General features: G+C 67.1%; 17 protein-coding genes and 1 tRNA gene. 10 read left to right on the top strand and 8 right to left on the bottom strand.

Annotated features, from left to right (window positions below; genetic code table 11):
- Window positions 1-2 precede the first annotated feature (2 nt).
- On the bottom strand, window positions 3-239 hold the full coding sequence (locus BHS09_RS21855) for a helix-turn-helix domain-containing protein (RefSeq protein WP_013940940.1): 237 nt from the start codon (window positions 237-239) through the stop codon (window positions 3-5).
- A gap of 267 nt (window positions 240-506) precedes the next feature.
- Between BHS09_RS21855 and BHS09_RS21850 the strand changes: the two genes are divergently transcribed.
- The 6 genes from BHS09_RS21850 to BHS09_RS21825 all read left to right on the top strand — a co-directional run bounded on the left by BHS09_RS21850 (window position 507) and on the right by BHS09_RS21825 (window position 6,661).
- Complete coding sequence (locus BHS09_RS21850) at window positions 507-914, top strand: (deoxy)nucleoside triphosphate pyrophosphohydrolase (RefSeq protein WP_140792877.1); 408 nt, start codon at window positions 507-509, stop codon at window positions 912-914.
- A 1-nt stretch (window position 915) separates the two neighbouring features.
- A complete protein-coding gene (locus tag BHS09_RS21845) occupies window positions 916-1,842 on the top strand; it encodes an SdiA-regulated/phytase-like domain-containing protein (RefSeq protein ID WP_140792875.1) in 927 nt (308 codons plus the stop codon).
- Window positions 1,843-2,017: 175 nt separating this feature from the next.
- A complete protein-coding gene (gene ftsH, locus BHS09_RS21840; protein ID WP_140792873.1) occupies window positions 2,018-4,039 on the top strand; it encodes an ATP-dependent zinc metalloprotease FtsH in 2,022 nt (673 codons plus the stop codon).
- 112 nt (window positions 4,040-4,151) lie between these two features.
- Window positions 4,152-4,397, top strand: coding sequence for an RNA polymerase sigma factor region1.1 domain-containing protein (locus BHS09_RS21835; RefSeq protein ID WP_140792871.1), 246 nt, complete (start codon window positions 4,152-4,154; stop codon window positions 4,395-4,397).
- Between the two features lie 105 nt (window positions 4,398-4,502).
- Window positions 4,503-5,132, top strand: a complete 630-nt coding sequence (locus BHS09_RS21830) for a nucleotide exchange factor GrpE (RefSeq protein WP_140792869.1) — start codon at window positions 4,503-4,505, stop codon at window positions 5,130-5,132.
- A gap of 68 nt (window positions 5,133-5,200) precedes the next feature.
- Entirely contained in the window at window positions 5,201-6,661 is a 1,461-nt protein-coding gene (locus BHS09_RS21825) for a trypsin-like peptidase domain-containing protein (protein ID WP_174259319.1), read from the top strand.
- A gap of 12 nt (window positions 6,662-6,673) precedes the next feature.
- On the opposite strand, the gene BHS09_RS21820 is transcribed toward BHS09_RS21825, so the two are convergent.
- Window positions 6,674-7,309: a DUF6066 family protein gene (locus BHS09_RS21820; protein WP_140792867.1), complete on the bottom strand. Its 636-nt coding sequence runs from the start codon at window positions 7,307-7,309 to the stop codon at window positions 6,674-6,676.
- Window positions 7,310-7,476: 167 nt separating this feature from the next.
- Between BHS09_RS21820 and BHS09_RS21815 the strand changes: the two genes are divergently transcribed.
- Complete coding sequence (locus BHS09_RS21815; RefSeq protein WP_002638616.1) at window positions 7,477-7,836, top strand: PilZ domain-containing protein; 360 nt, start codon at window positions 7,477-7,479, stop codon at window positions 7,834-7,836.
- Window positions 7,837-7,936: 100 nt separating this feature from the next.
- Here BHS09_RS21815 and BHS09_RS21810 read toward each other — a convergent pair whose 3' ends face one another.
- Window positions 7,937-9,487, bottom strand: coding sequence for a Glu/Leu/Phe/Val family dehydrogenase (locus BHS09_RS21810; protein WP_140792865.1), 1,551 nt, complete (start codon window positions 9,485-9,487; stop codon window positions 7,937-7,939).
- Between the two features lie 336 nt (window positions 9,488-9,823).
- On the opposite strand from BHS09_RS21810, the gene BHS09_RS21805 reads away from it, so the two are divergent.
- Window positions 9,824-9,898 (top strand) — tRNA-Thr (locus BHS09_RS21805).
- Window positions 9,899-10,019: 121 nt separating this feature from the next.
- Here the strand turns inward: BHS09_RS21805 and BHS09_RS21800 are convergent.
- Window positions 10,020-10,520, bottom strand: a complete 501-nt coding sequence (locus BHS09_RS21800) for a hypothetical protein (RefSeq protein WP_140792863.1) — start codon at window positions 10,518-10,520, stop codon at window positions 10,020-10,022.
- An 11-nt stretch (window positions 10,521-10,531) separates the two neighbouring features.
- Window positions 10,532-11,461, bottom strand: a complete 930-nt coding sequence (locus tag BHS09_RS21795; protein WP_140792861.1) for a DUF2381 family protein — start codon at window positions 11,459-11,461, stop codon at window positions 10,532-10,534.
- A gap of 205 nt (window positions 11,462-11,666) precedes the next feature.
- Here BHS09_RS21795 and BHS09_RS21790 point away from each other — a divergent pair, with 205 nt between their 5' ends.
- Both BHS09_RS21790 and BHS09_RS21785 read left to right on the top strand, forming a co-directional pair.
- Complete coding sequence (locus BHS09_RS21790; protein ID WP_140792859.1) at window positions 11,667-12,968, top strand: AHH domain-containing protein; 1,302 nt, start codon at window positions 11,667-11,669, stop codon at window positions 12,966-12,968.
- A gap of 3 nt (window positions 12,969-12,971) precedes the next feature.
- Window positions 12,972-13,562 (top strand): imm11 family protein, encoded by a 591-nt coding sequence (locus tag BHS09_RS21785; RefSeq protein WP_140792857.1) that lies wholly within the window; start codon window positions 12,972-12,974, stop codon window positions 13,560-13,562.
- On the opposite strand, the gene BHS09_RS21780 is transcribed toward BHS09_RS21785, so the two are convergent.
- From BHS09_RS21780 to BHS09_RS21770, 3 genes are all read right to left on the bottom strand, one after another.
- Window positions 13,556-13,972: a hypothetical protein gene (locus BHS09_RS21780; RefSeq protein ID WP_140792855.1), complete on the bottom strand. Its 417-nt coding sequence runs from the start codon at window positions 13,970-13,972 to the stop codon at window positions 13,556-13,558. The two genes, BHS09_RS21785 and BHS09_RS21780, sit on opposite strands and share 7 nt — an antisense overlap.
- 74 nt (window positions 13,973-14,046) lie before the next feature.
- Window positions 14,047-14,670, bottom strand: a complete 624-nt coding sequence (locus BHS09_RS21775; RefSeq protein WP_140798833.1) for a class I SAM-dependent methyltransferase — start codon at window positions 14,668-14,670, stop codon at window positions 14,047-14,049.
- Window positions 14,671-14,698: 28 nt separating this feature from the next.
- Window positions 14,699-15,493: a sulfite exporter TauE/SafE family protein gene (locus BHS09_RS21770; RefSeq protein ID WP_140792851.1), complete on the bottom strand. Its 795-nt coding sequence runs from the start codon at window positions 15,491-15,493 to the stop codon at window positions 14,699-14,701.
- Window positions 15,494-15,515 lie beyond the last annotated feature (22 nt).

The raw sequence follows: 15,515 nt of genomic DNA, 5'->3' as shown, positions 1-15,515 counted from the left end.
CGTCAGTCACTCATCTCCGGCAGCTCGGGCAGCACATCCGGGTCCAGCTTCAGAATCACACACAGGCGCGTCAGGGTGGGAATGGTCGGCACCATGACCCCTCGTTCCACCCGAGCGAGCACTTCCACGGGGATTTCCAGTTGCTCGGCGACCTCCTCCATGCCGAGCCCCGCCTGCTGGCGGGCGGCTTTCAGTGCCGCTCCGAGCACCTCGGCCCTTTCCCTACGACTCGTCGTCATGGGGCGAGCATGACGCCTTCTCGCGTTCCCGTCATCCAATTCACCACATGCCGGTGCGCTGGCGCACGGACCCGAACACTGCCCGGGGGGCGGGCGGCCGGGGCAAGCCCCCCGGGCGTCCGCGGCGACTGTGCGGCCCAGGGGGAGGGTGGCCGGGCTGCACGGACGTGCGCAGGCTGGGCGACTGGGGTTGCGGCATTGGCGCCGGGCGAGGGCTGTGTTAGTTCGCCCCTCCCCCCGGTGTCCCGCCAGAAAGAGGAGAAGCGAATGGCCCGCCGTCAGGTCCGTGTCGTCGGTGCAATGCTCCAGAACGAGCAGGGGCGCTACCTCATCACCCAGCGCCCCCCCACCGCGTCGCTGCCCCTGCTGTGGGAGTTCCCCGGCGGGCGCGTGGAGGAGGGCGAAGAGGACGCCGAGGCCCTTGCCCGGGAAATCCAGGAAGAGTTGGGCGTGGAGGTGGACGTGCTGGGTCAGGCCATGCACACCCACCACGAGTACCCCAACTACGATATCGACTTCCGCGTCTTCCACTGCCGGCTCTCGCGGCCGACGGAGAAGATTCAACACCTGCGCGTGCATGACCACCGCTGGGTGACGCTGGAGGAGATGTCCGCGTACCGCTTCCCGGACGCGGATGCCAAGACGCTGGCGAAGCTGCTCGACCTGGACAGCTGACGTGCCGCGCCGTCTCCTCCTGGCGTTGCTGGCCGGAGTGCTGGGCGCGTGCTCCCGCTCCAAGCCGCCGCCCGCGCCGCCTCCACCCGAGGCGACGAACCAGGTCCCGGCCCAGGGCGTGCCGGGGTGCACGCTCTACGGCGAGCCTCAGCAGTCCGGCACCGTGCCCGACGTGCTGCCCGAGCTCTCCGGCCTGGCCGCCAGCCAGCGCCACCCGGGCGCCTTCTGGGCGCACAACGACTCCGGCAACGGCTTCGAGCTGTTCGCGATGGACGCGAAGGGCGCCATCCTCGCCCGGTTGGTGCTCACCGGTGCCACTCCGCGCGACATCGAGGACGTCACGGTGGGTCCCTGCGCCCCGGGTACGTCGCGCAGCTGCGTCTACCTGGCGGACATCGGCGACAACTTCGCGCGCCGGGAGCAGGTGCGGCTCTACCGGCTGCCAGAACCGGAGGCGCTCGAAGACGCCACGGTGCCGGTGGAGGTGCTGCCCTTCATGTACCCGGACGGGCCCCGCGACGCGGAGTCGGTCATCATCGATGCACGCTCCGGCCGGTTGGCTGTCATCACCAAGACGCTGGACTCCCTGGGAGATGTCTTCGCGCTGGATGGTCTGAGCGCGGACACCTCCATCCAGGCCCGGAAACTGGGGACGCTGACGGCGCCACTTGGGATGGACCGGGCCACCACCTCGGCCTCCCTGCATCCGTCCGGTGAGCGGCTGTTGCTGCGCACCTACTCGCGCGCGTACGAGCTGCGCCGCCCCGACGCCGCGCGGCTGGAGGACCTGTTGCAAGGACAGCTCGTCGAGGTTCCGAGCGGGAGCCAGGCCCAGGCAGAAGCCATCACCTTCCTGCAAGACGGCAACGGCTATTTGTTGGGCACGGAGTTCACTGGCCAACCCTTGTGGTTGATCGGGTGTCGCTGATTCGCCGCAAGGGCCCACACATGCCGTGAAGCCCGCCTGGCGGGTTGACGGTATGGCAACGGTGAACATCTTTGGCCCGCTAGGGAAGACGCCTCGCGGTCGCGGTGTCCGCGTGTGCGGGGGAGGGGGAGGGTCGAGCGTGCCGACGATGAAGCCACAGGATTTGCCGCCTGGGATGGGCCCACGCGGAAAGAAGACAGACAAGCCAACGCCAACGGGGAAGGGGTTCAAGTTCGGCTCACCGTTGGGCTACATCCTGTTGCTCGTCCTGGGCTTCCTGCTGTTCCGCAACGTCTTCCAGGACGCGGGCGTCCGGCGCGTGAGCTACAGCCAGTTCCGCGACGGGGTGGAAGCCGGGAACTTCAGCCGGGTCCAGATTTCGAACGAGTGGGTAAAGGGCTTCCTCAAGGACACGGCGCAGCCGCCTCCCCCGGCAGACGGGGAGCGCACGCTGCGCGGCGAGCCGAGCGCCCTGCCGTGGATGGCCTACCGCGTCGCCGGTGACGAGGGGCTGGTGCCGCTGCTGGAGCAGAAGGGCATCCAGTTCGAGGCCGTGCCGCAGTCAGGGCTGGGCGAGGCGCTGTGGATATGGCTGCTGCCCTTGGGCCTCTTCTTCCTCTTCTGGAGCTTCATGATGCGCCGGGTGGCCGGCGGCATGGGGCAGGGCCCACAGAGCGTCATGAGCTTCGGGAAGACGCGCGCCAAGGTGCAGGCAGAGGCCGACACCGGCGTGGGCTTCAATGACGTGGCCGGCGTGGATGAGGCGGTCGACGAGCTGCGCGAAATCGTCGAGTTCCTCAAGACGCCCGAGAAGTTCCGCCGCCTGGGCGGGCGCATCCCCAAGGGTGTGCTGCTGGTGGGCCCTCCGGGTACGGGCAAGACGCTGCTGGCACGGGCCGTGGCCGGTGAAGCGGGCGTTCCCTTCTTCAGCCTGTCGGGGTCCGAGTTCGTGGAGATGTTCGTCGGCGTGGGCGCCGCGCGAGTCCGCGACTTGTTCGCCCAGGCCACGGCGAAGGCGCCGTGCATCATCTTCATCGACGAGCTGGATGCCATTGGCAAGAGCCGCAACTCGGGCGTGGCCGGTGGACATGACGAGCGTGAGCAGACGCTCAACCAGCTGCTCGCGGAGATGGACGGCTTCGACAGCCGCGCGGGTCTCATCATCCTGGCTGCCACCAACCGTCCGGAGATCCTGGACAGCGCGCTGATGCGTCCGGGCCGCTTCGACCGGCAGGTGCTGGTGGACCGGCCGGACAAGCGGGGCCGCGAGCGCGTGCTGGAGATTCACGCCAAGGGCGTGAAGTTGGGACCGGACGTGGACCTCAATGCCATTGCCTCGCGCACCCCGGGCTTCGCGGGCGCGGACCTGGCCAACGTGGTGAACGAGGCCGCGCTCCTGGCCGCGCGCCGCAACCGCGACGCGGTGATGCGGGCGGACTTCGAGGAAGCCATCGAGCGTGTCGTCGCCGGCCTGGAGAAGAAGAACCGCCGGATGAACGAGCGTGAAAAGGAGATTGTCGCGCACCACGAGGCGGGCCACGCGGTGGTGGGGTGGATGCTGCCTCACGCGGAGCGGGTGACGAAGGTGTCCATCATCCCACGCGGTCTGGCGGCGCTGGGCTACACGATGTCGCTGCCGCTGGAGGACCGCTATCTCATGTCGCTGGACGAGCTGCGCGACAAGATGGCGGGGATGATGGGCGGCCGGGCCGCGGAGGAGATCTTCATCGGGGAAATCTCCACCGGCGCGTCCAACGACATCCGCCAGGCCACGGAAATGGCCCGGATGATGGTGCGGGACTACGGCATGAGCACGCTGGGGCCGGTGGCCCTGAGCGCGGAACATGGCCCGGGCTTCCTCCGCTCGGCGGGCGTGCCGGAGACGCGCAGCTACTCCGAGCAGACGGCGCGGATGATTGACGAGGAGGTGCGCAAGCTCGTCAGTGAAGCGCTCGACAGGGCCCGTCAGGTGCTGACCACTCACAAGGACAGGGCCCAGGCGTTGGCGGCCCGGCTCCTGGCCGTGGAGGTGGTGGAGGAGGAGACCATGGTGACGATTCTGGGGCCCAAGGTGTTGGCGCAGCGCGGCCTGCTGCACCCGGAGGCGCGTCAGGTCATCTCCGCGCACCCGGTGGACGTCGGGGGCAGTGACGACCAGACGCCGCCCACGCAGCACTCGGACGCGCTCGACTCCTGAGACTTCGACTGGCTGGGCGCCTGCCCTCCTGCCGTCCCGAAGCCCACCGCCACCACGACGCCCTGCGGCGAGCGGTGGGCGAAATTATCTTCAGAGGAAAGGAGGCGTCGCCGTGGAGAACAGGATCGGTAAGAGCTACATCGCCCGCAAGGCCCTCTTCGCGAAGGGGCTCAAGGAGGGACGGCTCACGGTTCAGGAGATTGAGGAGGCCCTGCCGGCGGGATCCCTGACGGCGGCGGAGCGGTGGCTCCTCTACTACTCGCTGCGGGCCGCCCAGGTGGAAATCATCGACGAGGTGACAGGGCAGGTGGACCACGGCTTCATGGCCGAGTCTCCCGCCGCGCCGCAGGAGCACTAGCTCGCTCCCGCGTTGACAGGGGCCTTCTCGCGGTTAGGTTCCGGGCAGCAGTGGCTCCCTACCTCTCGCGCGAGACTGCGCACCCACCATCGCCTCAGGTTCGACATGGCCGGCAACACCCGCACCGACGCAGCCCCCGAATCCCCCCAGCAGCCCCCCTCCGCCAACGGCGAGGGGCCTGTTTCCGCCGCCGAGGAGTCTTCCTCCCAGCAGCAGGCTCGGGAGGAGCATGCGGCTCCCGGGCAGGACGCGGAGCGGGAGCGGCTGGTGGCGGAGCTGGAGACGCTCCGCAAGAAGTTCGACACCGCCGTCCGCGCGGTGCAGGCCGCGGAGAAGGACCGCGAGGAGTTCAAGCAGCGCGTGACGCGGGAGCGTGAGCGCATGCTGGACGTGGAGCGCGGCAACGTGGCCGTCACGCTGCTGGAGGCCATCGACGAGCTGGACCGTTGCCTGTCCGTCAGCGCCCAGGACGCCACGCCGCTGGCCGAGGGCGTCCGGATGATTCGTGACGGGCTCCTGCGCAAGGCGCAGTCCACGGGCATCGAGCGCCTTCATGTCGTCGGGCAGACCTTCGACCCGAACACGGCCGAGGCGGTGGACATGGAGATCACCGCCACTCCGGACGATGACCAGCGCATCGTCGCCGAGCTGCGTGCGGGCTACCGGCTGAAGGACCGCATCATCCGTCCGGCCCGGGTGAAGGTGGCGAAGTACGTCGCCCCCGTCCAGGCCTGACGCCGCCGTCCAGGGCGCCCCCGTCACGGGAAGGGGGCGCCGGGCCAGGTTGTTGAGCCCGCTCGACCATGGTCCGCCGTGTAAGCTGCCTCTCCGTGCTCTCCCGATTCTTCTCCCTGTGTTTGGTGCTGGCGCTCGTCCCGGTTGCGGCGGCCGCCGAGGGTCCACTCGACGCGTGGCTTCCCGCGCGGGCCCGGGAGCATGCCGCGTGGTTCGCCGCGCAGGCCGCGGGTGTCGAGGGGCAGACGGGCAGCCTGGGCTTGTGGCTTGAGCGCGCCGAGGGAGACCCGGGCATCCCCCACTTCGTGCCCCCGTCCTCGCTGGCGCCGCTGATCCGCGCGGTGGAGGCGGGCGTCGTCAACATCACCACCGTGGGGCCCCGGGCTGGTGGCCTGGAGGGGATGAAGAAGTCCACTGGCTCCGGCTTCGTGCTGACGCCCGACGGGCTCGTCGTCACCAACAACCACGTGGTGGCCAGCGCGCAGCAGATCGCCGTGCGCCTGGCGGATGGCCGCGAGTTCGCCGCCTCCGTGGTGGGCCGTGACGCCTCCACGGACGTGGCGCTGCTGCGGCTCAGCGGCGTGGACCTGGGCAAGCTGCCCGCCGTCTACCTGGGGGACTCGGACCGGATGGCGGTGGGCGACTGGGTGGTGGCCATTGGCAACCCCTTTGGCCTGGACCACTCCGTGTCCCACGGGATGATCTCCGCCAAGGAGCGCGTACTGGGCGTGGGCCAGTTCGACGACTTCATCCAGACGGACGCGCTCATCAACCCCGGCAACTCCGGTGGGCCGCTCTTCAACATGAAGGGGGAGGTGGTGGGGGTGAATACCGCCATCATCAGTCAGGGGCAGGGCATTGGTTTCGCGGTCCCCAGCAACCTGGTGAAGGAGCTGCTGCCCAACCTTCGGGAGAACGGCAAGCTGGAGCGTGGGTGGCTGGGCGTCGTCATCAACGACGACGGGAGCAATGGTGGCGGTGACCGCCGGGCCCCGCTGGTGAAGGACGTCTACAAGGGCAGCCCCGCCGCGGCCGTGGGCATCCGCCCCGGAGACCGGCTGGTGGCGGTGAACGGGCGGCCCATCGGCTCCTACCTGCAGCTCTTGCGCAAGGTGGCGCTGCTGGCGCCGGGCACCGAGGCGCGCCTGTCGCTGACGCGTGGCACCGAGACGCAGGAAGTGACGGTGCGGCTGGTGGCGCGCCCCGCGCAGGAGGCCACCGAGGGGCTCATCCAGCGGACGACCAGCGAGGAGGAGATGGGGCTGGTGATCCGCGACCTCACGCCGGAGGTGGCCGCGCCCCTGGGGGAGACGGCCTGGTCCGGGGTGCTGGTGTCGGGCGTCACGCCGCGCAGCCCGGCGGACTCGGCCGGCCTGCGGGCGGGAGACGTGGTGACGGAAGTGAACCGCCGCCGGGTGAAGGACGTGGCCGGGGTGCGCGCGGCGCTGGGGAAGGGGAGCGCCGGGGCCAGCATCCTCCTGCGGGTGAAGCGGGGCGAGGCGCTCCAGTACATCGCCATCGCCCGGTGAGGTGACGCCCGGCTAGCGCTTCTTGGCGTCCTTGCCGTTGAGCCACAGGCCCATCGTCTGGCCGCTGCGGGCCTCGGTGATGAAGATGGCCTCGATGCGCGCCGTCACGCCGTGGCTCTTCCCGCCGCCCTTCTTGGGCAGGGTCCACACGCTCTGCGGGGTGAAGACAATCTGTGCCCGCACCGAGCGCGCGGAGAAGAGGCGGTTGAACATCTGCAGGTTCCACCCCGCCGGCATGTCACCGGTGACGGTGAGGTAGGGGAGGATGGGGTTGCCGTTGCCGTCCGTCTTCTTGGGCGCACCGTGGGTGAGCGCCGAGCTGCCGCCGGGGAAGAACGGGGTGATGTTGATGCTGTACTCGCCCGTGCCCAGCGAATAGGGCCCCGGGGTGAGCATGGTGGCGTCGTCCTCGGTGACGATCATGTACAGCCGCTTGCCCTGGTACTTCTTCCGGAACGCCTCCGCGTTGGCCTTGCACTGCGAGTCCACGAAGGGGCCGTCGCACGCGCCCACGAACTTATCCAGGAAGGTCCCCAGCCCGCCCAGCGGCTCGGCTTCGTCACGCAGCTTGGCGAAGCGAGGGTCCGCGTCCGCCAGGGCAAGCGCGGGCACGAGGAAGAGGGCGGCGGCGAGGAGGATGCGATTCACGGGCGGGGTCTCCGGGGAACAGGGGTTCAGCCTGGAATCGTGCCATTTCGGAAAGCGTCCGGCACTCGTTACATGGGTGTGTAGGGGTGGATGTAGGTAAAGAAGTTGCCTACATGTAGCTACCGTGTAGGTTGCGCCTGTCACCACCTGTTCCGGGAGCTACCCCCATGTTTGAGCGTCCTCACGAGCGCCGTTCCCACCTCCGTTTCGACAAGGTCTTCACCGTCTACCTCACCACCCAGGATGGGATGCTTCGGGGTGTGGGCCGCAACATCAGCACGCGGGGCATGTTCGTGGAGGTGCGGGACCAGGTGGGCCTGGGCGAGAAGCTGAAGGTGACGTTCGCTGGCGAGGACGGGACGGAGATGACGTGCCTGTGCGAGGTCCGCTACCAGGTGGCCCTGGCCTTCGGGCGCAAGGACGGGCGCGAGGGCAGCAGCCGCGGCGTGGGGCTGCGCATCGTGGCCTATGAGACGCAGGACGACGCGCCCCTCCTGCTGGTGGACCGCGAGCGGGTGATGCACTGACGTTCGCCCGGGGCCCGGAACAAACGAAAGGGCACGGCCTTCCAGATGGAGGACCGTGCCCTTCGTGTTTCCAGCGGTGGGCGGGTGCCCGTGGCTTCGACTACTGCGAGAAGCCCTCGAGGAGGTAGTGGGCCTCGATGCGCTTGAGCGCCAGAATCATGGCGGCGCAGCGGGTGTCCACCGTCTCACCGATGCAGTACTGGCGGCTGTCGTGCATCTCCGTCTTGCGCGGCTGGTTGCGCGAGATGTCGCGGATGATGCGGTAGTTGCGCTTCATGGCGCGCTCGAGCCGCTGGTCGACCTCGGCCTCGCTCCAGCGCTCCATGCGCTTGTTCTGGATCCACTCGTAGTAGCTCACCGTCACGCCGCCGGCGTTGGCGATGATGTCCGGGATGAGCTCGATGCCGCGCTTCTCCAGGATGCGGTCGGCCTCCGGGGTGGTGGGGCCGTTGGCGCCCTCGGCCACCAGCTTGACGCGCAGGCGCTCGGCCACCTCGGCGGTGATTTCGCCGCCCAGGGCCGCGGGGACCAGGATGTCCGCCTGGACGTCCCAAAGGTCCTTCTTCTCGATGCGCTGGGCGCCCGGGAAGCCGAGCACGCTGCGCTTGAGGTTCTTCGAGTCCTGCACGTAGGCGGAGAGCGCGGCCACGTCGATGCCGTCACCATTGAAGATGGTGCCGTCGGCGTCGTTCACCGCGAGCAGGCGGGCGCCCATCTGCGACAGGATGTTGGCGGCGTGGCTGCCCACGTTGCCGAAGCCCTGGAGGATGAACGTCTTGCCCTTCACGGACTCGCCGCGGTCGGCGTAGTAGTCCTCGATGCAGAAGGCGACGCCCTGGCCGGTGGCCTTGTTGCGGCCCTCGGAGCCACCGATGCGCACGTCCTTGCCGGTGACGATGCCGCGCAGGTTGTGGCGCTCGCGCTCACCGTCCGAGTACTGGCGGTAGAGCAGGGCCATGATGCCGGGGTTGGTGCCCACGTCCGGCGCCGGGATGTCGATGTCCGGGCCAATCATGCTCTTGAGCCGGTACATGAAGCGCAGGGTGATGGCCTCGATCTCCTCGCGGCCGTACTCGCGCGGGTCAATCTGGATGCCGCCCTTGCCGCCGCCGAACGGAACCTCGGCGATGGCCGTCTTCCAGGTCATCTCCGCGGCCAGGGCCTTGAAGAGGTCCAGGGACACTTCGCGGTGGTAGCGCAGGCCGCCCTTGTAGGGGCCGCGCGCCTGGTTGTGCTGCACGCGGTAGGCCTTGAAGCGCTGCGACTCACCGGGGACCAACTGGTACACCTTGCCGTCGGGCAGGCGCAGGTGGCCCTGGCGGATGTCCACGTCCGAGCCCAGCAGGGCGCGGCCGTTGAGGATGATGTTGCCGTTGGCCAGCAGCTCCAGGCCCTCCTTGTTCCGGACCTGCGTCTCGGGAAGGTTGGAGAACGTGCGCGCCTTCTCCTCGGAGAGCGGGACGAGGCGGTCCTTCAGCTTCGCCGTGACATAGAAGATGTGCTCGTAGTCCGGCTCCTCCAACTCGAGGCGGACGCGCTTGTCCAGCGCGATGAGGTCCGCGGCACGATGGAAGATCTCCATCGCCTCGGTGTAGACGGTGCGCTTGGGCGTAGGGGCCGGGGCACGCATGAAATTCTCTTCGCTGGCCATGACGGAAGATGCTCCTTGTCGCGTCGCCGCTCGTGGGCGAGGCACGTGGGGGTAGCGGGGCCCTTATGTACATAGGCGCTCCGAGAGTTCAACCGCGCCATGCACCCGTCCTCTCCCGAGAATCTGGAGCGATAACGGGCACTTATGCCAACGCGATGTGTCACCTGCGACAGACGCGGTGTGTCATCCGTGTCAGGGTGGTCAATCGTGGGGATGGTTGGAAAGCCAACGATGCGGGCGCGCGGAAACGGGCGTGCTGGCGGGGATGGTGGGATCCTGCCTTCATTTCTGCTTGCCGGACATGAGCCGCCATGGTACTCCCCGCGCACCTGTCGCGCCGACATAGCTCAGCGGTAGAGCAACTGATTCGTAATCAGTAGGTCCCCAGTTCAAGCCTGGGTGTCGGCTCCACGAAGAAAGAAGGGCTGGTTGCTTCAAGCAACCAGCCCTTTTTCTTTTCCGCCGCGATCAACGCTCGGGCGTTGTTCCAACCAGGCCGAGGGGCCGCGACAATTTCAGCGGTCCTGCTTCCTCACCGGAACTCGTCCACGATGTAGGCCCCTGCGCGGGGCGAATCGAGGATGGCTGTCCCTGGCTTGGACTCCGGGTGCTTTCGGAGCTGCCCGAACCCGAGGCGAGCCACTGCGCAGATGGGCACTGGGGCGCCACCCTTCACCGGCTGGGCCGCGTAGTACCGGATGACGACTTGTGGCCCGCCAGTCCAGACTCGGCCGTAAAGTCGTGCGGGGGCCTCCAGCAGTCCGATGTTCTCTTCGAGCACGGACTCGATGTTCCCATCGTACAGAGTGATGGGGCGCGCTCGTGTTTGGTTCGCATCGAGTTGTGCCCACGCGGCTTCCCCCACGAACATGCGGAGGTAGTTCATCGCCTCACGAGCCTTCTCGGGGCACGCTTGGGGCCCTGGGCTGCCATCGGGACGGACGGCAACACCACCCGTCGCGGAGCCAGGGCATCCAGTGGACGTGACGAGCAGGACGACGCAGCCCAAGAGCGCGAACTTGTCGGAGGCCATGCCCTCCGCTCTTACCTCGCAATGAGAGTGGGAGCTAGCTGGACGAATGCCTGCCGCAGCCCATCGTGCTGGTAGAGCTCCAGCCAAAGGCTGGTCAATTCGCCGTCGTCCACGAAAGCGGCACCGTCAGCGACAACGGCCAGTACACCAGACCCGCCGGGCATGACTTCGCGAACCGTCGCACGAACAGCGACCGCTCGGTCATGACCGCCATTCACAGTCACAAGGCGCACCCTTTTGACGCTCCAGGATTTCTCGGTGGCAAGGTTCTTGACCTTGAAGACCACGGCCGCTTTGCCCTTGCCCTTGAAGATCGTGGCATCAACTGCGGCATCCGCGTCTTTGCCAGAAACGTGGTCAAAGATCGTGAACGGGGTCTGCGCAACCGCCCCCGACGCGAGCAGGGCGGCCAGGGCGTGGTCCTCGGAGGTCTCCTCTTTGCGGTAGCGTTCGTTCTCTTCCATCAGGGCGTCGTTCTTCGCGAGTGCATCAACCAGCGCTGCGTGCATCGACGCGTGGCTCTCCCGGTTCTTGAACACGTCGACCTGCTGGTCGAGGATTGGTGCCCAGTCGTTGTCCCTCCTCGGCCAAGGTGGCCTCACAAGGAACGGGACCTCCGTGCCATCCGTCAGGGTCACGACCAACGGAAGGCCGTCATCGCGGTGGAGATCCCGGATGGGCTCCAGGATGACCTTGTTGTGGACCACCGTGAGTGGTTCGAGTCGACCTTCCCAGCCGAGCATCTTCGTCTTGCTCGGGTTGACGGGCTGCTCGAAGCGCAACGTCGTGATGACCTGCCCCTTCACGTAGACGGAGTGAGTCCCGTTCTCCGGATGCTCGGAGAGCAGGATGGACCGCCGATAGTGATCGGCGGCATGCGCACTCAACGTCGCTAGCGCTGCGAAAGTCAGGATAGACCTTGTGAATTGGGTAGGTCTCATTGAGCGGACAACCTACCAGGAGGGTGGTGGGGCAATCCACTCTTCGCCCGGTGTCGCCTGAATGGCAACGCAACCTGAAGGGTATGGAAATAGAGTTGGGATGCGTGTAGTAGGGGGGCTGCCGCGCGAACTCCGCTGAAGTTGTCAGACCCCAAAGTCAGGCTGCAGCGCCTCCTGATTCCCAGGGGCGTCTTCGGGGGATGCTATGAGATTGGTTGCAGTGGTGTCTTTGCTGCTTCTTTCGACGGGGTGTGCGACCACTCGCATTGTCCATATCGATGCTGGAAATGGTCAGCGAGTCGTCCACGAGTCGGTAGATGTTGACCCAGTCGACGTGAGCGAGGACGAATTCAAGTCTGCTCTCACGCGGCTCATCCTCGACATGCGCATGGATGTTGCGTTCCGAGCGGCTGAAGCGGCGGATGAGCGAGGATGGGTGCGCTCCAGGACCCTGCTCGCGTCCTCGAAGGGCCTCGCGGATTCAGGTTCGGGGAGTTCACCTGAGTCTTTGTACGCGCGCATCTGCCCCGACGCGGACGACTGCTTGACCCTGGTGGGTGGAACGGGGCTGACGTTCTCCCGGAGGGACCGGACGCTGATGGCGCTGTCCTTCGCACTCGACACTGTATGGGAGAGCGTCGAGGCCGAGGTCGGCAAGGTGCTGAACCCAGTGGCGCTCAAGGCCCTGGTGACGTCAGCCGCGCTGACGCTGCTCCTCACGCTGGCGTTGCCCGAGCCCGTCACCAAGGTCATCGCGGTAGCTCTGACGGCGGCGATGGTGGCCTACCTGGGCGTGGTGCCCGTCTGGGAGATTGGGCGCGGATTCGTCCGGTTGTGGGATGATGCGGGGACGGCGATGAGCGTCATCGAGCTACAAGGCATCGGGCATCGGTTCGGGCGGGTGCTCGGCACGAACGGCACGCGCGTCCTTGTGCTCGTCGTCATGGCGGCGCTTGGAGGAAAGAACGCGATGGCGGCCCAGGGGCCGAAGCTCCCGGGCTTCCCCCAGGCCGCGATTCGAGCGCAGGCCGAGGCGGGATTTCAGCTCGGAGCGGCGATGGGCGGCGGTGTCACGTCCATCGCGCTTCCCGCTGCTGGTGTGCTGAATGTCGCGCTCGCTCCGGGAGCTGCTGCGGCCCTTGCGATGTACTCTGAAGGGCGGTCTCCTGGCGACGAGGTAGGGCCTTTTCATCACATCTGCACGAACAAGAACACAAAATCCGCTGTGACTGGTGGTCCTTGGACGCCGCTGTGCGTAGAGGCTTTCGCCCGAGCCGGGATGTCCCTGGAAGACGTCGCCAACAAAGTCCGACTGGGGGGCCACAAAGGGCCTCATCCGCGTGAATACCATGAGGCCGTATTGCGGCGCTTGAATGACGCACTAGGAAAATGCAGGAACAAAGATGCGTGTCGGAGTCGCTTGGTCGAGGAGCTTGCGAAAATCGCAGATGAGCTTCTGACGCAGGGTTCAGAGCTTCGGCGCCTGATTGTGCCGAAGGAGGGCTAGTGGATGTCTGATGATAACTACTACGATATTGGAATTGCGGATGTCCCTCAGTGGGTTCTGGAATTGCCTGTTCCCGCATCTGGCGGCGAGCTAGATGACCCGTGGATGTTTGGGGATGGGCGGCGCCTGCCTGACCCCGGACCTCTCAAGAGCAGACCGTTTCGTGACGGGCCACAACGGTCCTTCTCGGTAGCGAATTCAGGGAGAACTCCTATCGCAGACGAACAGGTCGCGAGTATCTTTCGAAAACTGGCACCTGAAGATGTCCAGGTATTCCCCATCGAAGTCGAAGGGGCGAAGAATCTGCTCTATGTCATCAATGCAACTAAATGCTTCAAATGCGTTGATGAGAAGAACTCCAAAGAGGTGCAAATCTATCCTCCGGATGGTGTCGCACCGGAGCGAGTCGGAACGTACCGCGCCATCTACGGACTGCGTATCGACCCGTCCAAAGCAGAAGGAGCCCGCGTCTTCCGGATACAAGGCTATTCCTCTGCGTTCATCGTCTCTGAGGAAATCAAGAGTGCGCTTGCGGGGGTTGGGAATCTCGGAGTGTCCTTCGAGCGTGTGACCGGAGCGCCTGAGTCTTACTGACTACCGATGCTGAGTGCTGAGGTGGCGATTCGAGCGATGATGTCATCTTGCACCTCGGCTTCCAGCAGCACGTCCGTCAGGGCCTCTCGGAGCCGGGCCACTTCGTCACGGGCGTGGTCGCGGGCTGTGATGGCGGCGCGGAGGTCAGCGGTGCACGTTCCCTTGGCCTCCTCGAATGCGCTCCGGAGGACGGCAGCTTCTTCCTCCATGCGCTCCCAGAACGTCCCTGACCGCATTCGATGCGCACGGTTCAGGGCGTTGATGGTGCGCTCGATGAGGGAGAGCTGGACCTGGATCAAGGCTCTTCCTTCTTCTGGTCTGCCCTCCTCGCGGAAGCGAGTGAGCACGCGCCGGGAGATGTCGTCCTTCACCTCGCGCACGCCGTACGTCTTCACGAGGCCGCGACGCACCGACTTGGGCTCTGTCGGTGGCGAGGGCGGACACGGCGCCGGAGCAGGTGTCCTCCGCCCGCGCAGGTCCGGGCTCACGTCGCCTTGCGCCCGACGAGCTGCACCACGGCGGCCCTTCCGGTGTGCAGGGTCCCCTCGCGGACCTCGCGCGTCAGCTCACGGAGCACGGGCAGCTCCAGCCCCGCGAAGTCCTCGCGCAGGGCCTCCGCCGTGTAGAGGAGCTCCTCGACAGGCGGTCCGCCCGTGCGGAAGCCCAGCTGAGCGGGCGTGTACGCTTCGAGGAGGACCAGGCCACCGGGGCGGAGGCTCTTCACCAGCGCGCCATGCACCCGCCGCCGCAGTGCGGGGGGCAGGTGACAGAAGATGACGATGGCCGCGTCCCACGCCTCCGGCGCGAAGGCGAAGTGCGCCAGGTCGCTGACGCGCGTCTCGATGTTGACGGCGCGCTCGTCTGCCAACTGCTTCGCCTTCTGGAGTCCCACGCTCGACGCGTCCACGGGGGTGACGGCGTGGCCCAGGGAGGCGAGGTAGACGGCGTTGCGGCCCTCGCCCTCACCGAGGCTCAGCACGCGCCCGCCGGGAGGCAGGCGCGGCGCCATCTCCACGAGGAAGTCGTTGGGCTGGGTGCCATAGACATACGCCGGGTGACTGAAGCGTGCGTCCCATTGAGCGGCGGCGTCGGGGGGCTGCTCGGCCATGGTGCTCCTCCTGGAGTCCTGCGTGACGTCAGTGGGCATTCTGCGTCGTGGAGGCGCCGCCCCCCAGCCCCAACGCTTCCCGGTTCTTGAAGAAGATGAAGACGCCCATCACGACGAGGAAGCCGGAGAAGGCTGTCTTGAGCGTCGCCTGGGAGACGAAGTGGGACGCCCAGGTGCCCAGCAGGATGCCCACCACGGCGATAGCCGTGAAGATGCCAAGGGAGACCCAGGGCACCTCGACGTGGCCGAGGTAGCCGGCGAAGCCCACGAGGGAGTTGAGGGCGATGACGAGCAGGCTGGTGCCCACCGCCTGCTTCATGGGCAGGCCCACCAGCAGTACCAGCGCCGGGACGATGAGGAAGCCGCCGCCCACGCCGACCAGACCGGTGAGGCCCCCCACCCCGAGCGCGGCCAGGGCCATGAGGGGGAAGGACGCCTTCCGGGGCTCGGGCGCCTGCGCGGAGTCCTTCCGGCCATTGCGGAACATGAAGACGGCGGAGACGAGCATCACCGTGGCGAAGAGCAGGAGCTGCGTCGTCCCGGAGATGAGCGCGGACAGGCGCGCCCCGGCGTAGGTGCCCGCCATGGCCACCGCCCCGAAGATGAGGGCCGCCTTCCACTGGACGTTGCCCCTGCGCCAGTGGCTCGCCGCGCCGAAGAGGCTGGTGACTCCCACCACGGCCAATCCCATGGCGATGGACTCCTTGGCCCCGAAGCCCAGGACGTACACGAGGATGGGGACGGTGATGATGGAGCCACCGCCGCCGAGCAGGCCGAGCGACAGGCCCATGAGCGCCGCGAGGGAGAAGCCGAGAAGGGGCATGGTGTCCGTCCTGTCGCGACGC

Source organism: Myxococcus xanthus (assembly GCF_006402735.1).
Lineage (GTDB): Bacteria > Myxococcota > Myxococcia > Myxococcales > Myxococcaceae > Myxococcus > Myxococcus xanthus_A.
Note: the sequence above shows the minus strand (reverse complement) of the source record. Positions and strands in the feature narration are given on the sequence as shown.